Annotated in this window: 18 protein-coding genes; 11 read left to right on the forward strand and 7 right to left on the reverse strand. The window is 71.5% G+C overall.

The window, feature by feature from the left end; all coding sequences use genetic code 11:
• Positions 1 to 17: 17 nt before the first annotated feature.
• On the forward strand, positions 18 to 1265 hold the full coding sequence (locus CHC11_RS06730) for a hypothetical protein (protein ID WP_143226955.1): 1248 nt from the start codon (positions 18 to 20) through the stop codon (positions 1263 to 1265).
• 176 nt (positions 1266 to 1441) lie between these two features.
• Here the strand turns inward: CHC11_RS06730 and CHC11_RS06735 are convergent, their stop codons facing one another.
• Together CHC11_RS06735 and CHC11_RS06740 are read right to left on the reverse strand one after the other, a co-directional pair.
• A complete protein-coding gene (locus CHC11_RS06735; RefSeq protein WP_089310697.1) occupies positions 1442 to 2785 on the reverse strand; it encodes a tyrosine-type recombinase/integrase in 1344 nt (447 codons plus the stop codon).
• Between the two features lie 561 nt (positions 2786 to 3346).
• Positions 3347 to 3703: a PLAT/LH2 domain-containing protein gene (locus tag CHC11_RS06740; protein ID WP_089310698.1), complete on the reverse strand. Its 357-nt coding sequence runs from the start codon at positions 3701 to 3703 to the stop codon at positions 3347 to 3349.
• A 1205-nt stretch (positions 3704 to 4908) separates the two neighbouring features.
• Between CHC11_RS06740 and CHC11_RS06750 the strand changes: the two genes are divergently transcribed.
• The 3 genes from CHC11_RS06750 to CHC11_RS43785 all read left to right on the forward strand — a co-directional run bounded on the left by CHC11_RS06750 (position 4909) and on the right by CHC11_RS43785 (position 6795).
• Positions 4909 to 5421 carry a hypothetical protein gene (locus CHC11_RS06750; RefSeq protein WP_089310700.1) on the forward strand — a complete coding sequence of 171 codons (513 nt, stop codon included), beginning with the start codon at positions 4909 to 4911 and terminating at the stop codon, positions 5419 to 5421.
• 96 nt (positions 5422 to 5517) lie between these two features.
• Positions 5518 to 6396, forward strand: a complete 879-nt coding sequence (locus CHC11_RS06755) for a phosphorothioated DNA-binding restriction endonuclease (RefSeq protein ID WP_089310701.1) — start codon at positions 5518 to 5520, stop codon at positions 6394 to 6396.
• Positions 6397 to 6552: 156 nt separating this feature from the next.
• Positions 6553 to 6795, forward strand: coding sequence for a DUF6411 family protein (locus tag CHC11_RS43785; RefSeq protein ID WP_089310702.1), 243 nt, complete (start codon positions 6553 to 6555; stop codon positions 6793 to 6795).
• Between the two features lie 37 nt (positions 6796 to 6832).
• Here the strand turns inward: CHC11_RS43785 and CHC11_RS06765 are convergent, their stop codons facing one another.
• From CHC11_RS06765 to CHC11_RS06775, 3 genes are all read right to left on the reverse strand, one after another.
• Positions 6833 to 7036, reverse strand: a complete 204-nt coding sequence (locus tag CHC11_RS06765) for a hypothetical protein (protein ID WP_089310703.1) — start codon at positions 7034 to 7036, stop codon at positions 6833 to 6835.
• A 110-nt stretch (positions 7037 to 7146) separates the two neighbouring features.
• Positions 7147 to 7902, reverse strand: a complete 756-nt coding sequence (locus tag CHC11_RS06770; RefSeq protein WP_089310704.1) for an SDR family oxidoreductase — start codon at positions 7900 to 7902, stop codon at positions 7147 to 7149.
• Positions 7903 to 7928: 26 nt separating this feature from the next.
• On the reverse strand, positions 7929 to 8876 hold the full coding sequence (locus CHC11_RS06775; protein WP_089310705.1) for an alpha/beta hydrolase: 948 nt from the start codon (positions 8874 to 8876) through the stop codon (positions 7929 to 7931).
• Between the two features lie 201 nt (positions 8877 to 9077).
• Between CHC11_RS06775 and CHC11_RS06780 the strand changes: the two genes are divergently transcribed.
• The 4 genes from CHC11_RS06780 to CHC11_RS43315 all read left to right on the forward strand — a co-directional run bounded on the left by CHC11_RS06780 (position 9078) and on the right by CHC11_RS43315 (position 13690).
• Positions 9078 to 11816, forward strand: coding sequence for an ATP-binding protein (locus CHC11_RS06780; RefSeq protein ID WP_089310706.1), 2739 nt, complete (start codon positions 9078 to 9080; stop codon positions 11814 to 11816).
• 93 nt (positions 11817 to 11909) lie between these two features.
• Positions 11910 to 12581 carry an esterase/lipase family protein gene (locus tag CHC11_RS06785; protein ID WP_179278724.1) on the forward strand — a complete coding sequence of 224 codons (672 nt, stop codon included), beginning with the start codon at positions 11910 to 11912 and terminating at the stop codon, positions 12579 to 12581.
• A 112-nt stretch (positions 12582 to 12693) separates the two neighbouring features.
• Positions 12694 to 13479, forward strand: coding sequence for an N-acetylmuramoyl-L-alanine amidase (locus tag CHC11_RS06790; protein ID WP_089310707.1), 786 nt, complete (start codon positions 12694 to 12696; stop codon positions 13477 to 13479).
• Positions 13480 to 13561: 82 nt separating this feature from the next.
• Entirely contained in the window at positions 13562 to 13690 is a 129-nt protein-coding gene (locus CHC11_RS43315; RefSeq protein WP_281258283.1) for a hypothetical protein, read from the forward strand.
• Between the two features lie 20 nt (positions 13691 to 13710).
• Here CHC11_RS43315 and CHC11_RS06795 read toward each other — a convergent pair whose 3' ends face one another.
• Positions 13711 to 14574 (reverse strand): alpha/beta fold hydrolase, encoded by an 864-nt coding sequence (locus CHC11_RS06795; RefSeq protein WP_089310708.1) that lies wholly within the window; start codon positions 14572 to 14574, stop codon positions 13711 to 13713.
• 33 nt (positions 14575 to 14607) lie between these two features.
• Here CHC11_RS06795 and CHC11_RS06800 point away from each other — a divergent pair, with 33 nt between their 5' ends.
• Positions 14608 to 16581 (forward strand): AfsR/SARP family transcriptional regulator, encoded by a 1974-nt coding sequence (locus CHC11_RS06800; protein WP_218825959.1) that lies wholly within the window; start codon positions 14608 to 14610, stop codon positions 16579 to 16581.
• Between the two features lie 101 nt (positions 16582 to 16682).
• On the opposite strand, the gene CHC11_RS06805 is transcribed toward CHC11_RS06800, so the two are convergent.
• Positions 16683 to 19355, reverse strand: coding sequence for an ATP-binding protein (locus tag CHC11_RS06805; RefSeq protein WP_089310710.1), 2673 nt, complete (start codon positions 19353 to 19355; stop codon positions 16683 to 16685).
• 150 nt (positions 19356 to 19505) lie between these two features.
• On the opposite strand from CHC11_RS06805, the gene CHC11_RS06810 reads away from it, so the two are divergent.
• Both CHC11_RS06810 and CHC11_RS06815 read left to right on the forward strand, forming a co-directional pair.
• Positions 19506 to 20600 carry an alkene reductase gene (locus tag CHC11_RS06810; protein ID WP_089310711.1) on the forward strand — a complete coding sequence of 365 codons (1095 nt, stop codon included), beginning with the start codon at positions 19506 to 19508 and terminating at the stop codon, positions 20598 to 20600.
• A complete protein-coding gene (locus tag CHC11_RS06815) occupies positions 20597 to 21826 on the forward strand; it encodes an MFS transporter (protein WP_089310712.1) in 1230 nt (409 codons plus the stop codon). Before CHC11_RS06810 ends, CHC11_RS06815 begins: the two co-directional genes overlap by 4 nt.
• Positions 21827 to 22005: the final 179 nt, after the last annotated feature.

The following is a 22005-nucleotide window of genomic DNA, read 5'->3' on the forward strand; positions in this document are numbered from 1 at the left end:
TCGGCTTGAATGGCTCTGTGACGGACACGCAGGTCAACAAGGTGCGGCGGTTGATCGACGGATTGCGGTGGGACCGCCGCCGGGACCCTTATCGGGGACGCCGAGAGTACGCGGCTCGGGCCGACGAGGTGGCAGCGGAGATCGACCACCTGATCAGACGCGAGGCGGCGGCTCAGGCGGTTCCCTTGGCGCGCCGGGCGGTGGAGCGAGTCACCTCGGCGTTGCTGTATCTGGACGACTCGTCGGGGATCGTGGGCGACCGATTGCGCGAGCTGCTGTTCCTGTACGCCCAGGCGTGCACGGCGGCGCCGCCGGATGCCAAGCGGCTGGCTGCTTGGCTGGTGAGGACGCGACTGGACGGGCCGGGCTGGCCGGACATCCGGCTGGCGGAGTTCAAGGACGCGCTGGGGGAACGAGGTCTGAGCGAACTCGCCCGCCTCGTGAAGGAGCGTCGTGCCACCGATGATCCGGACTCATGGGCGGTGACCGTGGGCGTGCGGGACCTGCGGGAGCAACTGGCGGCGGTCTCGGGCGACGTGGACGCGCATGTCGCCGTGCTGGCCGAGGACCTGCGCGGCACCTACCGCTACACCGAGATCGTGAACGCCTTGCGGGCGGCCGGACGGGACGGTGACGCGGAACGGTGGGCCCGCGAAGGGCTGGCGCGTGACAGCGCGGGCCACCAGGCCGACGAGATGCGGAACCGGCTGGTGGATCTGCTGCTGGACCACGGTCGCGGTGACGAGGCCATCGCGCTGCGCCGGACCGCATTGAAGCACCGGACGATGCACATCGACTACGTAGCGCTCCGCAAGACCGCCGAACGCGCCGGCCAGTGGCCCGACCTGCGCAACCCGGCGCTGAGCGTGATCCGCGGCCGGGCACAGGTCGACCACCGCTACGTCACCGAACTACTCAACGTCTTGATCGATGAGAACCTTCTGGACGAGGCGTGGCACCTCGCGGTCGCCTATTCGAACGACCTGCACGAGTCGCAGTGGTTCCGGCTGATCGAGCTCTGGGAGATCGGGCACCCCGCCGACGTGATCGAGCCCTACCAGGACCTGATCGAGCTGCGGTTGGCGATGACCGGCGACAAGTACCGCTACAGCAAGGCGGTCAAAACGATCGCCCGACTCGGTGAGGCGTACCGGCGATCAGGTGACGAAGACGGCTTCGCCGGCTACCTGGCCGACCTCCGGATCCGCCACAAGCGCAAGACGTCGTTCATAGCCAGGCTGGACCGGGCAGGGCTGCGTCCGTGACCAGCACTCTTGAGCAGGAACGGACGACCATGCCAGTTGGCATGCTAGCTAGCGTGGTCGTGAGCAAGAGCGGAGTCCGAGGCAGGTCGGGATGTAAGTGGCGCCCCCGCCCCGGCTTCACATCGTTGAACTGGAGCGGGAAGGGTTGGCTGACCCTTCCCGCCGACTCCTCTCGACTATCGCGCGGTTGAGCGGTTGCGAGTTTTGGCTAGGGCTTCGAGGGCGGTTTCGTCGGCGTCGGGGAGGGTGTGTAGGTAGCGCTCTGTGGTGGCGATGGAGGCGTGGCCTAGGCGTTCTTTGACTATCTGGAGGTCGGCGCCGCCGTTGAGGAGCCAGGAGGCGTGGGCGTGGCGTAGGTCGCGCATGGTCGGCCTGAAGTCGAGGCCGGCCGCGGCGATGGCTGGGTTCCAGATGTTGCGGCGGAACCAGTCGTTGGGGATGTGGCCGTCTGTCATGCGCGTGCGGAGGGGGCGCGGGTTGTCTTTGCCGTTGGCGCGGCGGGCGGCTCGGTAGAGGGAGAAGACACCCCGGCAGTAGTCGCAGCGGCAGCGGCCGGCGGTGTAGCCGCTGAGGGTGCCGTGGTTGTAGGTGCGGCCCTTTTCGTTGGGTTCGGTTCGGCCGAGGGTCTCCGGGTCTGGGATCTCGGTGATGCGGGCTCGGGGCTTGTCCTGGGGCGGCATGTGGAAGAAGAGGTCGTCTCGGGTGAGGCGCGCGGCCCTGATGTGCTCTTCGAGCTTCTCGGTCATCTGGGCGCTGAGCTTGAAGCGGCGGTACTCCTTGTCCTTCGGGTAGTCCTTGACCAGGAAGTGGCCGCCTTCCGGGTGGAACTTCGGGTTCAGCTCCACGACCGTGCGGCTGACCGTGAGGATGCGCGTCTTGAGGTTGAGGTCCTTGGGACGCAGCTCGCTGAGTTCGCCCCAGCGGAGGCCGCTCTCGATCTCGGTTTCGGCGAGGAGTCGGAAGGTGCCTTCGGGGAGGGCGTTGTAGACGTCGTCGAACTGCTCGGGCGTGACGATCTGGAGAGGCTTGCGCGCGATGGGCGGAGACTTCACCCCACGACAGGGGTGTAGGTAGGTGACCTGGTCGTCCAGTGCCGTGGTGAAGATGGCACTGAGGATGATCTTGTTGCACTGGATGGTCACGGGCTTCATGCCCTGGTTCTTGAGCTTGGCGATCCAGGCTCGGACGTGCTCGGGGAGGATGTCGACCATCCTCATGCCGCCGAACTCCGGCATGAGGTGCTTGTGGATGGCGTAGGTGTAGCCCTCCCGGGTGCTCGCCTCCATCTCGTGGTTCGGGAGCCAGGTGTTCTCGACGTAGTCTCTGAATCGCTGCCTTCCGCGGGCAGGTTCTCCGGTTCTACCTTCCGAGACCTTAACTTCGGCGCGCTGCCATGCTTTGTCCGCTTCTTTCTTGCTCGCAAAGGTTCCAGCAGACCTTCGCTGGCCGCGAATGTCGTCGTAGTAGGCCGTGTAACGTGGCTTGCCGTCCTTACCCACTCTCTTGCGTGTCTGCCCCATGGGCTTTCCGCCTCCCAGGCTTGATCATCTGACCCTCGTTTGACCCCGGACTGCGAGTGATGGCGTGACCCTGGAGATCACGTGCTGGCAGCCGAACAGGCCATCTACCTGGGATTTTATCGAGATCCAGCGTTTTCTGCGAGCCGCAGAAAACGTACAATTCGCCCTTCGGGATTAAGAGGCCGTGGGTTCAAATTCTAGCAACCAAACAGAACGTCAGGCCGTAGGCTGACCTCCGGTCAGGAGACCGACCTTGAGGTCTTTTCTCCACCGTTCACCTTTGTGGACCTAGATCGTTTCTCGCGTCTATTGCGGGCGACTTGCGGTGCGATCGGGATCGCGGTCGCGCCTCAACATGCCTGTAGGTTCCATCACCCCGCCCTTCCTCGAGTTGGTTTTGGCTGCGGAGCCGAGAAGGGCCGGCTTGTCCGGCCCTTCTCGGCTATCGCTTGGTTGGGGGTTTGCGGGTTCTGGGCGGGGCCTTGATGGCTGTTCGCCGGCGTCCGGAGGGGTGCGGGTGGCGCTCGGTGGTGGCTCTCAGGTGGGGCCGGGGCCCTATCGTCACCTCTGGCGTGTCAGGCGCACCTCGGTCCTGCCGTCGTTCTCGTCGGTGGCGAGCCACCGGTAGGCGCTGAACTCCGCGGTGTCGCCGCCCTTGGTGACGGTGACGCGGTTCAGGAACCATCCGGACTTGTTACCGGAGTTGTCATGGCCGATGACGATGGTCTCCAGCCGTCCGATCTCGGTCAGATCCAGGGTGAAGTGGTCGGTGGCGCCTTGCTCGAAGTTGTCCCTGCTGTCGTCCAGGTTGACGGGGCCCGCGGAGGCGACCGAACCGTAGAGGGTGATGTGGACGTTGGCGTCGGTGCCGGCGTTCTCGACATTGCCGGTCTCCACCGTGATCTCGTATCGGGCCATGGGGGGCTCCCTCGATTCCAGGAGTACTGTGTTCACACGAGCACTCTGCGCAACAGATGTGCCCTCCGGCTCACCGACCACAAACGAGGCTTTGAGCGACTTCTTGTATCCCCACGGACACTGACGACTCGCGACCGGGTCGCCGTCACCTCCCGTTCGATGCCCAATTCGAGACGGTGAGCGAATGATCGGTCCTTGCTCGGTGTCGGGTCGCGCGGGCGGACCGGTAAGGACGTACGCGGACGGCGCCTGGGCGGCCGACACTCTGGCTGCAGCCTTATGCCCTGCTGAGGTTTCCCGAGTGCGATGCCGTACGAGCGCGGCGAACCGCGCGCCGAAGCTCTGGGCTGCCTGTGTAAGGGGCGGCGAGGTCCGAAATCTTGCGGCAGCCGTCCATCTGACATGGGTGGCGAGCGGCCCGATGCGCAATAGCGTGACGGGTATGCACGCGTTACGCCGCGGCCTGGTAGCGGGTTACCCCGGCAGCTCTTGGAGATCGTCTGCGTCCCGGCGCACCAGATGGCCGACTACCTGCATGGCCGCGCCGTCTATGAGGTTCGCTGGTCTCTCACCGGGTCATTGGACACACCGGTCGTCTCCGGCGGCACCGGATAGGTCGAGGCGTTGAATGACCAGCGGCTGGTAGCGCACGTGGGCGGGCTCGGCCGGAATTCACGGTGGGTGGCGTCGTCGTGCTCGCGGCTCGGACCCTCTGGACGGACGGCGCGCATCCGAAGCACGCCGCCCTCCCGGCGAGCCTTTCAGGGCACCGTCACGCTCTCGGCCAGAGCTCGCGATCAGGCGCCTGCCAGAAGCCCGCCCACTCCGAGTCCGCCGCCCATGGTGAGGGGGCGATTACGTGGCACGCCGACTGATCGTCGAGGATCTCCGTCTCGGGGTCGTGATCAGCAAGAGGTCCATCTGGAGATGGTTCGGCATTCTGCCGAGGTGCGCTGTGGCGACAGGGTATGGCGACGTTCGCAAAGGTGACTTCATCGAGGCCTGCACCCGTCCGAAGGCGGCGGTGGTGACCCCGCTCTGGTGCTGGGAATCCAGGATCTGCTCGACCGGCGGGAAGAATTGGGAAAGGCCGAGATAACAGAGGTGGTCGCCGGGCCCCTGGGCGGTCAAGTAGCGCACGTGACTCCGTCCACGGGAAGGTTGGCGGTGGCGACCGTGTCCGGGTCCTGCGCGGTGGGCGACCGGTGCCCGAGGCGCTGCGCCTGCTGTTCATGACGGGGCGGGACGGGCAGCCGGCCAGCGAGGTCTTCGCGGGTGACGGCGCGTCCCTGTATCTGGGTCATCCCGGTCTGCGTGCCGGGGACACGGTGATGGTCTTCGACGTCCCTCGCCCTGTGTGGACGGAGCATCGTGCCAGCCTTCTCACGGTTCGCACAGTGATGCGCTCGACCTCCGAAGTGGCCTACGCGGAGGCGTATGCCGACCCGCATTCACCTGGGAAGGGGCTGCGGCCGGCGGTCGGGCACCGCGCCCGTGTCCTACGCGACCGCGTGGTCGTCGCCGACGGCCTCACCATTGGCCACTGCCCCGAGAGAAGGGCGGCGGACCAGGTGATGAGGTTCATCGCGAGGAGCGGCGGCACCCGCACCGGTCTGACCGTTTTCGATATCGGTCTCGCCTTTCCGGATCTGCGAGCACGTGACCAGATCGAGGTGTATCAGGTCGTCCCGGCAGATGGGCAGCGCCATTCTGGCTGAGAACGGCCGGGGGCTCATGGGGCCGGCGCGCTGCCATTGGCCGCGCGGCGGGTTGACCTTCACGGGCCTGTTATCGGGAGCCCGTAGGCTGCCGGGGTGGACTGGGTTGAGCGGGTGACGGGGGTCCGCCGGTGGTCGCGCGGTGGGGAGCGGGCACCGCACAAGCCCCTGCTCTTGCTGTACGCGCTCGGGCACTTCCAGCGGTGCGGCGACGCTCCGATCTTCTATGGCGAGGTCGAGGAGCACCTCGCGGGCCTGCTTCGGGAGTTCGGGCCGCCGCGGAGCACCAGTCCCGCGTACCCCTTCCATCATCTGACCAGTGACGGTTTGTGGGAGGTGCGGACCGCCGACGGAGGTTCCAGTCCCGGACCCCGCGTCGGTGTCCTTCGCGCCGAGGCCGCGCGCGGCCGGCTCACCGGTGAACTGGCGGCCGCGCTGCGCGGCGATCCGCGCCTCTTGCCGCAGCTGTGCCGCGCCATTCTGGACGTCAACTTCGAACCGTCCCTGCACGACGACATCTGTGCGGCCGCTGGTATCGACCTGGAGTCGGTCGAGGCCGCGGGAGCGGTGTCGCGTCGGCGCGATCGTGCCTTCCGCGAGCAGATCATGGTCGCTTACGAGTACCAGTGCGCGTTCTGCGGTTATGACGGCTGGCTGAACGGGACCGCGGTCGGGTTGGACGCGGCTCACGTCCGGTGGTGGGCTTTCGACGGGCCCGACGACGTCACCAACGGCATCTGCCTGTGCACGCTTCACCACAAGCTCTTCGACAAGGGGGCTCTCGGTATGGCCGACGACCGGCGCGTCACCGTGTCGGTGCACTACATCGGGCGCGGGCCGGCCGCCCGCGCGCAAGTCCACGACCTCGCCGGACGGCCGGTCAGCGCGCCGCAGAGCGCCTTCCCCGACGTGGACGACGAGTACATCGCCTGGCACGCTCGCGAGGTGTTCCGCTCCCCCGCCCGGGCGGCTTGAGGGCGCTCTTCAGCCGGGCTGGGTGACGTCTCATCGCCGGGGCGCGTCTTGCCAGGCCGGGGAGCCTCACCACCGGGGCTTCCAGGGGCGGGCTGCATGCCTTGGTCTGGTGAGGGTAAAGCGACTGCGACCATAAGCGACTGAAAGGGCGGATTCATGATTATTGTCGCGATCGTGGGGGTCTGTGCGGTTCTGCTGGTTCTGGCGTTCCTGCTGCCGAGGCTCTCGCGGCATCCTCAGCGAGGTACTCAGCGAGTGCTGGGGGTGGGCTCACGTGCGGGTTCTTCGGCCCCGGGCGGGCTCGGGCGGCTGCTGAGCAAGCCGTTCCGCAGTTCCTCGCGGGCCGTCGGCCGCAGCGGGGAGGCCGGCCGGCGCGCCCGCGGCCGCTCGCCGTTCTGATCCCGAGCCGGAGCCACGACGTCCTTGGCGGCCCGTATCATGGCTCTTCGAGGGCCTTGACGGCGCCCAGGAGATTGCGGAGTGCCGTCTCGTCGCGTTCGACGTCTACCGGGTCGAAGGGCCATTCGGACACCGGGAGATTCGTTATCTCACCCGGCCGGCTCGACTCGGCCAAGGTCATCTCCGCTGCGACCTCGATCTCCATCTCGACCTCGAAGTCGCCGCTTGGCGAGGTGTCCATGATTCCTCCATGTGCGGCTGTGGGCGGCGCTGAGCCCGGAGCCCTGCCGTCTCCGGCCGCCCGAGGTTTCTGGGCGGCCGGAGACGAGCTGCTGGATGACGGGCTCGTGGCTACTTCGGGGTCTGGAGACGTCCTGGCCAGGTGTTGTAGTGCACCTTGCCGAGGGTGGCGTCGCCCAGGGGGACGAGGCTGTTCTGCTTCAGGGGAGCGCCGAAGTAGTGGGCGTCGGGGTCGGCGACGACCTCGCGCGGGTCGTTCCGGATGGCCAGGGCCTCGCGGAAGAACTCGTCCATGCGGTAGCGGTCCGGGCCCGCGATCTCGGTTCGGCCGTTCAGCGGGGAGGCGGTCGCGACCTTGGCGACCTGCTCTGCGACGTCGTCGGCCGCCATCGGCTGGTAGAGGACCGGGGCCATGCGGACCTTGCCGTCGGTGGTCGCCTCGTCGGCGATGGCCCTCGTGAACTCGAAGAACTGCGTCGCGTGGACGATCGAGTACGGGATCGGCGACTTCTCGATCAGGGACTCCTGGGCGATCTTCGCGCGGAAGTAGCCGCGCTCCGGCGGGCGTTCGGCGCCCACGATCGACAGGGCGACGTGGTGGCCGACGCCCGCCTTCTCCTCGGCGGCGAGCAGGTTGCCGGTCGAGGTCTCGAAGAAGTTCAGGACGGCCTCGTCCTCGAAGGACGGCGAGTTCGACACGTCGATCACTACCGACGCGCCGGTGAGGACCTCGGCGAGGCCTTCGCCGGTGAGGGTGTTGACGCCGGTGTTCGGGGCCGCGGGGACGGCCTCGTGGCCTTGCGCGGTGAGGTTCGCGATCAGCTTCGACCCGATCAGGCCGGTGCCGCCGATGACGACGATCTTCATTGGACTCTGCCTTTCGTTTCAGGCGGTCAGGTGTGCAGGACGGTCCTGAGGACCGTGATGGCCTGGGCGGTGGCGGCTCGTGTGGCGTGGGTGTCGCGGACGGGGTTGAGCATCATGAAGTCGTGGAGTGCGCCGTTGTAGCGGACGCTGGTGGTGGGGACCCCGGCTTCGGTGAGGCGGCGGGCGTAGCCCTCGCCCTCGTCGCGCAGGACGTCGTTCTCGTCCACGATGACCAGGGCGGGCGGCAGGCCGGCGAGGTCGTCCAGGGTGGCGCGCAGGGGTGAGGCGGTGATCTCGGCGCGTTCCTCGGGGTTTGGGGTGTAGGCGTCCCAGAACCAGGCCATGGCCTTGGCGGTCAGGTGCGGGCCGTCTGCGAACTCGCGGTAGCTGGCGGTGTTCTGCGCGGCGTCGGTGACCGGGTAGTAGAGCGACTGGTGCACGAAGGACACGTCACCGCGTCGTTTGGCGAGGATGGCCAGGACGGCGGCCATGTTGCCGCCGACCGAGTCCCCCGCGACCGCCAGGCGAGAGGCGTCGAGGCCTTCGGCCGCGCCGTTGGCGGTGATCCACTGCGCGGCGGCGTACGCCTGTTCGATCGCGACCGGGTAGCGGGCCTCGGGCGAGCGGTCGTACTCCACGAACACCACCGCGACCCGGGCACCGACCGACAGTTCCCGGACGAGACGGTCGTGGGTGCCGGCGTTGCCCAGGATCCACCCGCCACCGTGAACGTAGAGGACGGCCGGCAACGCGCCTGGTACGCCGGGAGGCTTGACCAGGCGGACCCGCACATCCCCCGCCGCAGCCGGGACCGTGATCCACTTCTCCTCCACCTCGGGCATCTCCACCGGGGCGGCCTGGACATCGTCCAGCAGCGTGCGCGCGCCCTCCACACCCCGCTCGGACAGCAGCGGTGGCTTGGCGGCCGCGTCGGCGAACTCCTGCGCCGCCGGCTCCAGAATGTGCCTGCTCATGGGCGTCTCCTCCCTTCGACTTCATCTCCACTGTCGCCGGACGGGTCCCGGAGAGGACCAGGGTGTGGCCCTGGCCTGGTCACTGGGGTTCCCCGGGGACGGCAAAGCGACCACCCCCGGAACTGCGAGATCTTCGTACTCCCGTAACGCTTCCCGACCAGGTAAGACAGGTAGGAGCGGAACCGATCGAATGGGTACCAGGTGCTACGAGGTCGACGCGGCGAGTGTGCTGAGTTGGACGCGCTGCTGGACGGCGTGCGCGGCGGTGAGAGCCGGGCGCTGGTGCTGCACGGTGAGCCCGGCGTGGGCAAGACGGCGCTGCTGCGGTATCTGGTCGAGCGGGCGCCCGATCTGCAAACGGTCCGGATCACGGGTGTCCCGTCCGAGACGGAGTTGGCCTTCGCGGGGCTGCACCGGCTCTGCGCGCCGCGGGCGGACAGGCTCGACGCGCTTCCCGCTCCCCAGCGTGAGGCGCTGCACACAGCGCTCGGGCTGAGCTCGGGACCCGCCCCAGATCGGTTCCTCGTCGGCTTGGCCGTCCTCGGCCTGCTCTCCGAGGCCGCCCGCGAACGTCCGCTGATCTGCCTGGTGGACGACGTGCAGTGGCTCGACCGGCCCTCGGTGCAGGCGCTGGCGTTCGCGGCCCGGAGGCTGCGCGCGGAGTCGGTCGCGCTGGTCTTCGCGGTCCGCGAACCCGAGGAAACGACGGATCTCGTCGGACTGCCAGAAATAGCCGTCATGGGCCTTCCCGACGAGGACGCCCGGGAACTGCTCCGCGCGTCACTGCCCGGCCGGCTGGACGAGCGGGTCCTCGACCGGTTCGTGGCCGAGACGCGGGGCAATCCGCTGGCCCTGCAGGAGATGCCCAAAGAGGTGGCCCTGGAGCAGCTCGCGGGCGGCTTCGGGATACCGGACGTCGAGGCGCTCGCGGGGAGGCTCCGGGAGATCTACCAGCGGCGGCTGGCGGGGCTGCCGGAGAGGACGCGGCGGTTGCTGCTGGTCGCGGCGGCGGAGCCGGGCGGGCAGCCGGTCCTGCTGTGGCGGGCGGCCGACCGGCTGGGAATCGGGATCGAGGCGGCGTCGCCGGCCGTCGCGGCGGGGCTCGTCGAGATCGACGATCGGGTGCGGTTCCACCATCCGCTGGTGCGTTCCGCCGTCTACTGGGCGGCGTCGCCGGAGGACCGGCGCGCCACGCATCGCGTTCTGGCCGAGGTCATCGACCCGGAGGACGAGCCCGAGCGCCGTGTCTGGCACGCGGCGCAGGGTGCGCAGGCGCCGGACGAGGAGATCGCGGCGGAGCTGGAGCGTTCGGCCGGGCGCGCGCGGAAGCGGGGCGGGCTGGCCGCCGCGGCGGCGTTCCTCGCGCGGGCGGTGGAACTGACCCCTGACCACGTCCGGCGCCAGCAGCGCGCCTTGGCCGCCGCGCGGACGACCCACCAGGCCGGGGCTCCGGACACGGCGCTCAGGATGCTGTCGGTCGCGGAGGCCGTTCCGCTCGATCAGGCGCGGCGCGGTCAGGTCCGGTTGCTGCGGGCCCAGATCGCCTTCACGGTGGGCCGGGGCCGCGACGCTCCGCGCCTGCTGCTCGACGCCGCCCGGCGGCTGGCCCCGCTGGACGCGCCGCTGGCGCGCGAGACGTATCTGGAGGCGATCAACGCGGCGCTGTTCGCCGGGCCGCTGGCGGAGGGCGCCGGGGAGGTGGAGGCGGCCGAGGCCGCGCGGTCGGCGCCGCCGCCCGAGGGTGAGCCGCGGCCGGCCGATGTCCTTCTGGACGGCATGGCTCTGCGGATCACCGAGGGCCTCGCCGCGAGCGTGCCGGCCCTGGAGGAGGCGATGCGCGTCTTCCGCGGCCCCGACCTGCCGGACGAGGACGGGCTGCGCTGGCTCTGGCCGGCCGGTGTGATGGCGGCGGCGCTGTGGGATCACGGGACGTGGGACGTGCTGTCCGCCCGGCATGTCCGGCTCGCCCGTGAGTCCGGGCAGGCCATGGCGCTGCCGCTCGCCCTGACCCAGCGGGTCGCAGTGGAGGTGTTCGCGGGCGAGCTGGCGGACGCCGAGGCCCTGGTCGAGGAGATCACGACGGTTTCGGAGGCGATCGGGAGCCCGCCGCCGCTCTACGGTGCGCTGCTGGTCACGGCGTGGCGGGGCCGCGAGGCCGAGGGCGCGGCGCTGCGGCGGACCGTCGCCGCGGAGGCGGCGAGCCGGGGTGAGGGCAACGGGCCGGCGGTCGGCGCGTGGGCGGCGGCCCTGCTGGCCAACAGCCTCGGCCGGTACGAGGAGGCGCTGGCCGCCGTCCCCGACGCCGGGGAGGATCGTCCGGCGGGCGTGGGTGCCGCGCCGTGGGCGCTGGTCGAGTACGTCGAGGCGGCCGTCCGGAGCGGTGCGCCCGGACGGGCCGCCGCGGCTCTCCGGCGGCTCACCGAGGTGACGGTCCCGGCCGGGACGGGCTGGGCGCTGGGCGTCCACGCGCGCTCGCAGGCCCTCATGAGCACCGGCACGGCGGCGGAGGGCCACTACCGGGAGGCGATCGATCTCCTCGGGCGGACGGGCGTCCGCGGCGAGCTGGCCCGCGCGCATCTCCTGTACGGCGAGTGGCTGCGCCGCGAGCGGCACCAGAGGGCCGCCCGCGAGCAGCTCAGAACCGCCCATGCGTCGTTCACCGAGATGGGGATGGACGCCTTCGCGCGGCGGGCGGCCCGGGAGCTGCTGGCCACGGGTGAGAACGTCCGCAAACGCGCCGGGGAGGCCGCGAGCGAGCTCACGCCGCAGGAGGCGCAGATCGTCCGGCTCGTCCGGGAGGGCCTGACCAATCCGGAGATCGGGGCCCGGCTGTTCATCAGCCCGCGCACGGTCGAGTGGCATCTGCGCAAGACGTTCGGCAAGCTCGGCATCACCTCGCGGAAGCAGCTCCAGCGCAGCGGCGCCGCCGGCGAGCGCTGAGCGCGCGGACGAAGGCCGGTGGTTTCGCCGATGCCCGCCGGGATGGCGGGGGTCAGACTCCGGGGCGTTGGCTGTCCCACCCCTGGAGGTTCCATGCGAAAGGTCCTCGGTTCCCTCGTCGCGTTGCTCGCGGCGCTGGCGGCGTTCGGAGTCGGCCTCGCGCCGGCGCAGGCGGCGGGGCCGCGACCCGTGGTGTTCGTGCACGGGTACACCGGCAACGCGTCCAACTGGGTCACCGCCATGTCGGTGTTCCGCGCCGCGGGCTACGGCAGCGACCAGCTGTACGCCTACGAGTACGACTCCTACGGCGACAACAAGCAGAACGCGGCGGGTCTCGCGTCGTACGTGAACCAGGTGAAGTCGCGGACCGGCGCCTCCAAGGTCGACATCGTCAACCACTCCATGGGCGGCCTGGTCAGCCAGTACTACCTGAAGGTGCTGAACGGGAACCCGAACGTCGCGCACCTGGCGTCGATCGCGGGGGCCAACCACGGGACGACGTACGCCAGCGCGTGCACCATCTACGAGACGTGCCGGCAGATGCTGCCCGGGTCGACGTTCATCCAGCAGATCACCGCGGGGGACGAGACGCCCGGCAGCACGCAGTACGCCACCTGGTACTCGGCGTGCGACGGCATCATCATCCCCTACACCAGCACGCGGCTGGACGGCGCTAACAACCACAACGTCGCCTGCCAGACCCACATCGGCTACCTCACCGACACGGTGGTCCTCGGCGCCATCGCCCAGTTCACGAAGAGCTGAGTCCGGCACTGGGCACAACGGGCGGGAGGGCGACCTCCCGCCCGTTCCGTTTGGCGTCGCGGGGGCCGGCGCAAGATCCGGGTGGAGGGCCGAGCCGAGGGGAGGCCCACCTATGGAGAAGCGTGCGGGGAAGCCCGTGGCGGCCGGTCTGGTCTGCCTGGGTCTGGTCGCCTGCCATGCTTCGCCCGCCATGGGGAGCGAGCCGCCGCCGGCCGCGAAGGGCAGCGGATCGGCCGCGCCGGGACGGCTCAGCGGGAAGGTGATCGTGATCGATCCCGGCCACAACGGCGGGAACGCGGCCCATCCGGAAGCGATCAGCAGACCGGTGTGGGTCGGCAACGGGCACAAGGCCTGCAACACGACCGGTACGGCCACGGCGGACGGCTACGCCGAGCACGCCTTCGCCTGGGACGTCTCGAACCGGCTGGCGAAGGCGCTGCGGGCCAGGGGCGCCAGGGTGACGTTGACGCGCGGCGGCGACACGGGGGTGGGGCCGTGCGTCACGGAGCGGGCGGCGATCGGGAATCGCGCGCACGCCGACGCGACGCTGTCGATCCACGGCGACGGGGCGGCGGCGTCCAGGCACGGATTCCACGTCATCCTGCCGCTGCCCGTAGGGAGGAACAGAGAGATCGTCGCCCCGTCCGCCCGTCTGGGGACGGCGATCCGCGACGCATACCGGTCGGGGACGAGCCTGCCCTACGCCGACTACCTCGGGAAGGACGGCCTCGACCGGCGGGATGATCTCGGCGGGCTGAACATGTCCACCGTGCCGGCCGTGCTCATCGAATGCGGGAACATGAAGAACGCGGGGGACGCGGGCAAGATGTCCAGTCCCGCGTTCAGGCAGCTCATGGCCGAGTCCCTGGCGCAGGGCTTCGAGAACTACCTCCGCTGAGTTTGCCCGCTGCTGGGATTGTCCGGGACGCCTCCGGCTAGGTCAGTCACGACGAGGCACACCGGACGAACGGACGATCGCCATGCACCGTACGCGCGGACGAATTGGGTCGCCGCCCAACTGGGAACTCCTGGTGGGGCTGGTCGCCACCGGCTTCATCATCTACGTGTGGGTGTGGGCGGCGACGCAGGGCGGCCCGCCCTTCTGGTAGGGCCGCCCGCCCGTCCTGCCCTAGCGGTCGAAGAGCGCCCTGAGGGATTTCGCCACCTCCGCAGGAGCCTCCTCGGCCATGAAGTGGCCGCACGTGACGGTCTCATGCCGGAGGTCGGCCGCCCAGGCGCCCCACAGCGCGACGGCGTCGTAGCCCAGGGCGGCGCCCCAGTCCTGCTGCAGGACGGTGACGGGCATCCGCAGGCGGTTGCCCGCGGCGCGGTCGGCCCTGTCGTGGTCGACGTCGACGCCGGCGGACGCGCGGTAGTCCGCGACGATCGAGGGGACGGCGGCGCGGCAGGCGTCCAGGTAGGCGGCGCGGACGTCGGGCGGGATCGCGGACGGGTCGTTCGTCCACACGTCGAGGAAGTGGCCGAAGAAGGCGTCCGAGGCCCCGGCGATCAGCTGCTCGGGGAGGCCGGGCGGCTGCGCCATCAGGTACAGGTGGAAGCCGACGGCGGCCGACGCGCCGTGCAGGACGTCCCACATGTCCAGGGTCGGCAGGACGTCCAGGCAGGCCAGGTGGGTGATCGTGCCGGGGTGGTCGAGGCCGGCGCGGAACGCGACGAGCGCGCCGCGGTCGTGGCCGGCGAGGGCGAAGCGGTCGTGGCCGAGGGCGCGGGCGAGGGCGACGGTGTCGGCGGCCATGGTCCGCTTGGAGTAGCCGTCGGACGGTTTGTCGCTCTCGCCGTATCCGCGCAGGTCGGGGACGATGACCGTGTGGTCGGCGGCGAGGTCGCGGGCGACGTGCCGCCACATCAGGTGGGTCTGCGGGAAGCCGTGCAGCAGGACGATCGGGGAGCCCGATCCGCCGACCGCCGCGTTGAGTGACACGCCCTCGGCGACGGGGACGCGCTGGTAGCCGAAATCGCTGATCGTTGGCATGCGTCCAGGCTGCCGGGCGCGAATGAGCATCCGATGAGCGCGCTATACCGTGGTGGCGTGGAGGTCCTGTTCGGGGTGCTCGGGCCGGTGACCGCATGGGACGGGTCCGGGAACGCGATCGCGCTGAAGGGGCCGCGTCACCGCGCCGTCCTGGCCCGCCTGATCGTGGCGCGCGGACGCGTGGTGCCGGTCTCCCGGATCGTGGACGATCTGTGGGTCGATCCGCCGTCGGACGCGGTCGGAGCCGTCCGCACCTTCGTGGCGGCCCTGCGGCGCGTCCTCGAACCGGACCGTCCGCCGAGGACGCCGCCCCGGCTGCTGGTCACCGAGGGTCCGGGGTACGCGCTGCGCGCCGGGCCCGAGGCCGTGGACGCCTGGCGCTTCGAGCGGGTCGTAGCCTCGGACCGTCCGCCCGCCGAGTCGGCGGGCGCACTGGACGAGGCGCTGAGCTGGTGGCGCGGCCCCGCCTACGCCGAGTTCGCCGACGAGCCGTGGGCGCGGGCGGAGCACTCCCGGCTGGCCGAACTGCGGCTGCGCGCCGTCGAGCGGAAGGCCGAGGCGCGGCTGTCGCAGGGTCGGGCCGCCGAGGCGATCCCGGACCTGGACGCGCATGTCGCCGACCATCCCTGGCGCGAGGACGCGTGGCGTTTGCTGGCGCTCGCCCTGTACCGCACCGGCCGCCAAGGGGACGCGCTGGCCGTCCTCCATAGGGCGCGCGGCCTTCTGGTCGAGGAACTGGGGTTGGACCCCGGTCCGGCCTTGCGCCGCCTGGAGGCGGACATCCTCCGCCAGGCCGACCACCTGGAACCCTCACGGGATGCGGCGTCGCGCGTGTGGGCGCAGGCGGCCGAGGCGTACGACCGGACGGTGGCGTCCGGCGCGCGCGCTCGGCTGGAGTCGACGGTCGGCCTCCTGCGGAGCCTCGCGGTGACCGGCGCCGGGGGGCTGGTGGCGGCCCGCGAGCAGCGCCTGGCGGCGATCACGGCGGCGGAGGAGCTGGGCGACGCGGAGCTGACCGCCCGGGTGATCGGCGCGTTCGACGTCCCGGCGATCTGGACCCGGTCGGACGACCCGCGCCAGGCGGCCGGGGTGGTGGCGGCGGCGGAGCGCGCCCTCGACAGGCTGCCGCAGGGGCACGAGGCCGCGCGGGCCCGGCTGCTGGCAACGATCGCGCTGGAGTCGCGCGGCGCCCGCCACGACCGCGGGCGCGAGGCGGCGCGGGCGGCGGTCCGGACGGCCCGCGAGCGTGATGATCCCGCCCTCCTGGCGTTCGCGCTGAACGGCGCGTTCATGCAGGCGTTCGACCGGGCGGGGCTGGCGCCGCGACGGGACGAGATCGGCGCCGAGCTGGTGGACCTGTCGGCGCGGGGCGACCTGTCGAGCTACGAGGTGCTCGGGCACCTCATCCGGGTCCAGGCCCGCGGCGCGCTCGGCGACTTCGGCGGCGCCGACCGGCACGCGGCCGCCGCCGACCACCTGGCCGAGCGGCACGAACGTCCGCTGGTCGGCGTGTTCACGACCTGGTACCGGGCGCTGCGGCTCGCCGCGTCCGGCGGGGCCTCGTTCGAGGAGGCGGAGGGGGCCTACCGGGGTGCGGCCGCTCGCCTGAAGGGGTGCGGTATGCCCGGTCTGGAGGATGGCTTGCCGCCGCTCGCCCTCCTCTGCCTGCGCGTCCAGCACCGGCTGCCCGCTCAGACCGAGCCCGCCGACTGGGGGCCGTACCTGCCCTGGGCCCGCCCCTTGGTCCTGCTGGCGCGCGGACGTCCCGTCGAGGCCGCCGCAGTGCTGCGGGAGGTCCCCGACCCGCCGCGCGATCTGCTGCTCGAAGCCTTGTGGTGCCTCACCGCCCAGGCCGCCATCGCCGTGGGCGACCGGGCGGCGATGCGACGGGCACGCGACGAACTCATGCCGGCCGCGAGCGAGCTCGCCGGCGCGCAGAGCGGGCTGCTCACCCTGGGCCCGGTCTCCCGCCACCTGGACGACCTCGCCACCGCCCTCGCCGAATGATCCCGGGCGGACGGCCGGCCACTCGCCCGCGTGGCAGGCACGAATCGAGGAGTTCTTCGCCGACGCGTGCACGGTCGGCAGGCCAGGGTCGTTTCGGGTGATCAGCCGCCTCCCAGCTCGTCCGCTTCAAGGCGGGCCAGCTCGCGGCGGGAGCGGATGCCGAGTTTGCGGTAGGAACGGTAGAGGTGGTGCTCCACCGTGCGCGGGCTGAGGAACAGGTGCGCGGCGATCTCCCGGCTGGTGTTGCCGTCCCTGGCCAGGCGCACGACCTGGAGTTCCTGGGGCGTCAGCCGCTCCAGCGGGTCGGCGGCCGTCGGCCGGGCGGTCGGGACGGTTTCCCCGGTCGCCTTCAGCTCCGCCTCCGTGCGGGCCAGCCACGGCGCGGCCCGCAACCGCTCGAAGGTCTTGAGCGCCGCCCGCAGCGGGGCGCGGGCGTCGGTGCGGCGCTGGGCCCGGCGCAGCCACTGGCCGTACACCAGCTCGGTCCGCGCCTGTTCGAAAGGGCGGTTCGCGCGCCGGTGCGCCGCCAGGGCGCGCAGGTAGTCGTCCTCGTCGTCACTCAGCAGCCCGCGGCAGCGGGCGCTGACCGCCTCGGCCCATGGCCGTCTACCGGCGCGGGCCCACGCTTCCAGGCGGCGCAGGGACTCCCGGGCCCGCTCAGGAGCGCCCAGCCGCACGGCCGCCTCGACCCTTTCGGCTTCGGCTGTGACCAGCACCGTCAGGTGGCGCAGCGGCCCCCGCTCCGCGGCTTCGAGCCGCTCCAGCACCCGGTCGTAGCGTCCCAGTCCCATGTCGAGCAGGCAGAGCGCGGCGAGGCCGGTCATGCCGCCGGCGTCCGGCTGGTCGCCGGTGAGCCGGACGCAGCGCTGCTCGTCGCCCTCGATCGCCGCCACTCTGGCCAGTACCGCGTGCAGTCGCCCGACGCGCCCGTGCATCCCGGTGTCGCGGGCCAGCTGAACGGCCTCGGCGATGGACGCCTCGGCGGCACGGTGCCCGCCGGCCTGCACCTGCACTCCGGCCAGGTCTTGCAGCACCTGCGGCAGCGCCACCACCAGGCCCTGCTTGCGGAACCGGGCCACCTCGGCGCTCGCCAGGGCGGCGGCCGCGTCGTCGTCGGCCATGACCATCGCGCAGAAGGCGGCCGACTGGACGGTGCCCTCCGGCAGCGTCCGCGGCGCCTGGCCGGTGACGTCAGGCAGCGTGTCCGCGACGAACTCTGCCAGCAGCGGCATGCCGCGCGCGTAGTCGTCGTCGACCAGGTGCGCCAGCCCCTGGACCATCGGATCCTGCGCGCCCATGGCGGTCAGCCGTGCGGCCGCACCCCGGATCACCTCCGCCTCGCCGCAGAGCCAGGCGTACCCGGTCGCCGTGCGCAGCATGGACACGGCGCGCACGGGTTCCGCGGCGGCGCACCGTTCCATCAGGAGGCGGGCGGCCTGGCGGCCCTGTCCCCGCTCGAACTCCACCGCCGCTCGTGTCTCGGTCAGCGTGGCGAGGGACGTGGGATCGTCCAGGATGGCCTCGGCCCGGCCGACGAGGCCGGCGGCGTGGTCGGTGTGGCCGGACGAGAGCGCCAGCGCCGCGGCCTGGCCGAGCCGGACGGCCCGGTCGCACGGTCGCGGGGTGAAGGCCGCGGCCTGTTCCCACAGCCCGGCGGCAGCGGCGAAGGCGGCCCGGCCGCGCGCTCGTTCGGCGGCGCGCGTCAGGTCCACCGCCAGGTCCTCGTCGGGTGAGGTCGTCGCCGCGGCCCGATGCCGGACCCGGCAGTCGTCGTCGGTGGCCGCGTCCGCCAGCGCCCGGTGCACGGTGATCCGCCGCGCCAGCGGCGCGGCCTGGTAGGCGGCGGTGCGGATGAGGGGATGGCGGAAGGCGATGGCTGCGGCACTCACCTCGACCATCCCGGCTCTCTCGGCCCCTTCCAGATCCTGCGGTCCGACTCCGAGCGCGTCCGCGGCGCTCAGCAGCATCGGCAGGTCGCCGCGGCCCTCGGCGGCCGCCATCAGCATCATCAGGCGGGTCCGGTCGGGCAGCAGGGCGATGCGTGCGCGGAAGGACGCGAGCACCCGGTCGGCGATCGGGATCGGGCCGGCCGCCGCGTGGTAGCGCCTCCGTTCGGAGGAGAACTCGATCAGCGCCAGCGGGTTCCCCTCGGACTCGGCGATCACCTGCTCCCGCGCCGCGGGGGCCAGGCCCCGGTGTGCCAGGACACGTTCCGCGTCTTCCAGCGACAGCCTCGACGGGCGGATCTCGGGCAGGCCGGGGGCGTCGAAGCCCTCCTCCCGCGCGGCGAACAGGAGCGCCGCCTTCTCCTCCGTCAGGCGCCGGGCGGCGAACAGCAGGGCGTCGGCGGTGGCATGGTCGAGCCAGTGCGCGTCGTCGACCAGGCAGAGCACCGGTCCGCCGTCGGTCAGATGGGCCAGCAGGCTCATCACGGCCAGCCCGGACAGGAACCTGTCCTGCCCGGCCGGGTCGCCCGAGCCGAGCACCGCCCGCAGGGCGTCCGTCTGTGCCGCGGGAAGGGCATCGAGGTGTTCCTGGACCGGCCAGAGCAGTTGGACGAGCCCGGCGAAGGCGAGATCCGCCTCCGTCTCGATGCCGGTGACCCGCAGTATTCGCACGCCGGTGCCGGCGCAGTACTCCGCGGCCCAGTCCAGCAACGCCGATTTGCCGATGCCGGGCTCGCCGCGCACGACGAGGCCGCCGCTGCGGCCGGCACGCGCGGCGTCCACGAGGTCCTGGATCGCGGCCTGCTCGCTCGCCCTGCCGTACAGCAACCGACCATGCCTCCCGTGCGGGATACGTACGGCGTACCGTCCGGGATACGTACGCGATCCCAGTAGTCCAGTACCGAAACCTTACCGATTCGGCCGGTAGAAGCCCGTTTCTACCCTCGTGGCAACGAAGACGATCTTGCAACGAGGAGGATGGTCGTGAACGAGCTTTTCACGCCGGTGGCCATCGGCGAGCTGGATCTTCCCAACCGCCTGGTCATGGCGCCCATGACGCGGAGCCGGGCACGGGGCGGGCTCGTCGGCGAACTGACCGCCGAGTACTACGGCCAGCGCGCCGCCGCCGGCCTGATCATCACCGAAGGCACCCAGCCGTGCGTGCTCGGCCAGGGCTACATCGACACCCCCGGCCTGCACTCGCCGGAGCAGGCGGCGGCCTGGCGGGCGGTCACGGACGCGGTTCACCGGCGAGGCGGCCGCATCGCGGTCCAGATCATGCACTCCGGGCGGATCGGCCATCCCTGCCTGTATCCCGGAGGAGAACTGCCCATCGCCCCGTCGGCCGTCTGCTCCGGAGAGCGGCTCTACACCCCCGAAGGGCCGGTGGAGTGCCCGACGCCGCGGGAGATGACGCTGGCCGACATCGACCAGGCCATCGAGCATTTCGCAACCGCGGCCCGGCTGGCGATGGACGCGGGCTTCGACGCGGTCGAGCTGCACGGCGCCAGCGGCTATCTGATCCACCAGTTCCTGTCCGACAACACCAACCGGCGCAGCGACGCCTACGGCGGCTCGGTGGCCGGGCGCATCAGGTTCGCCATGGAGGTCGTGCAGGCCGTCACCGACGTGATCGGACCGGGCCGCACCGGCATCCGGATCTCACCCGGCATCACCTACAACGGCATGGACGAGAGCGACACGGAGGTCCTCTACACGGAACTGGTGCGCGCACTCGCACCGCACGACCTGGCGTACATGCACGTCTCGGAGAACGACACACGCCACGTGACCAAACTCATCCGCGCCGAGTGGGAAGGCCCCCTCGTCCTCAACCCTCACCCGTGGAGCGGCGAGGAGCCGGCCGGCCCGGCGGACGGGATCGAGGCACTGCGGTCCGGCCTGGCCGATGCGATCTCCTTCGGCCGGCTGTGGCTGGCCAACCCCGACCTTCCCACCAGGATCACGGTGGGCGGACCGTACACCGAAGCCGACCCGAGCACCTTCTACGGCGGCGGCCACCACGGCTACACCGACTACCCGGCGCTGCCCGCGAGCGGGGAGGACGGATGAGGACCCCGTCCACCACCCCTTCGGCCGCGCGGACCGGAGCCCCGGATCGGCCCGGATCCGCGGGTCGCGGGGTCCCGGCTGCGTGGCTGGCGCTGCTGGCAGGGCCGCTCTCCTTCGGGATCGCCGGCCCCAGCCTCATCCTGCCGGACGCCGCCCGCGACCTCGCACTGAGTCTGGGCGCCGTGACCTGGATCGTCACCGCCTTCGGCTGGGCCATTGCGATCGGCACCCCCCTGATGGCGGGCTTGCAGAGCCACCAGGGCGTCCGCCGGGCCCTGCTCGCCTGTGCCGCGCTGGTCGCCCTGGGCGCGTCGCTCGTGGTGGTCGCGCCCTCGCTGCCGATGCTGGTCCTCGGCAGCGCGGCCCAGGGGCTCGGCACCGCCGGGTTCACCACGATCGCCATGAGCCTCACCCGCTCGGCGCGCGCCCTGGGACTCGTCACGGCCTCGCTGGCGACGGTCGGCTCCACCGCGCCGCTGGTCGCCGACCTGGCCGGAGAGCTGCTGTCCTGGCAGGCGGGCCTGGCCCTGCCCGCACTGAGCCTGCTCGCCGTTCCCGGCGTGCTGCGCCACCGACCGAGCGGCCCGGCGCCGGACGCGCCCTTCGATCCGGTGGGCGCGGTGCTGCTGGCGGCACTGGTCTCCGCGCTGGTGGCCGTGCCCCACTCATGGCGGCCCGCCGGGGCCGCCGCCGTGGCCGCCGGCGGGCTGCTGGCCCTGCACCTGCGCTCCAGGCGCGACGGATTCGTGCCCGCGTCCATCGTCCGCGCCCCGGTGTTCTTCGTGGCGTCCGGACTGGCGTTCCTGCTGGCCGCGACCAACTTCGGCATGATCTATCTGCTGCCCGCCCTGCTCGCCGAACAGGCGGACTGGAGCAGCGGCCAGGTCGGAGCCGCCATCCTGTGGCCGCTGCTGCTCGGCGGGCTGGGATCCTACGGGATGATCGCCGCCACCGCGAAGGCGCCGCTGAAGGCCGTCGCCGTGCTCTTCCCCGGGCTGGCGGCGGTAGGCGCGGGGCTGGCGTGCCTCAGCTTCTCGCCGGCCGTCCTCCTCATCGCCCAGGCGTTCACCTCCCTCGCCGCCGCCTCTGGACAAGGGGTGTTCGCCGCACGCGGCGCCGACGCGGTGCCCGAGGGCGCCAGATCGACGGCGATGGGCCAGTTCAACCTCTTCTACCTGCTCGGCGCCGCGTTCGGCCCCGCCATAGCCTCCGCGCTCGCCGGCTGACGTCGGGGCGTCTCCAGGGTGCACCGGGACCGGGACGGCGCGGTCCCCGACGGCGAGACCTGCTACCCGGCGAAGGCGGCCACATCTTCGGGCCCAGGATGTCGGGGCCCGGAGGCGGACGAGGCTTCCGGGCCTCGCCCCAGCAGGGGTTTACCCGGTGCAGACCATCTCCTGTCTCC

The sequence above is a fragment of the Actinomadura mexicana genome, from assembly GCF_900188105.1.
Taxonomy (GTDB): domain Bacteria; phylum Actinomycetota; class Actinomycetes; order Streptosporangiales; family Streptosporangiaceae; genus Spirillospora; species Spirillospora mexicana.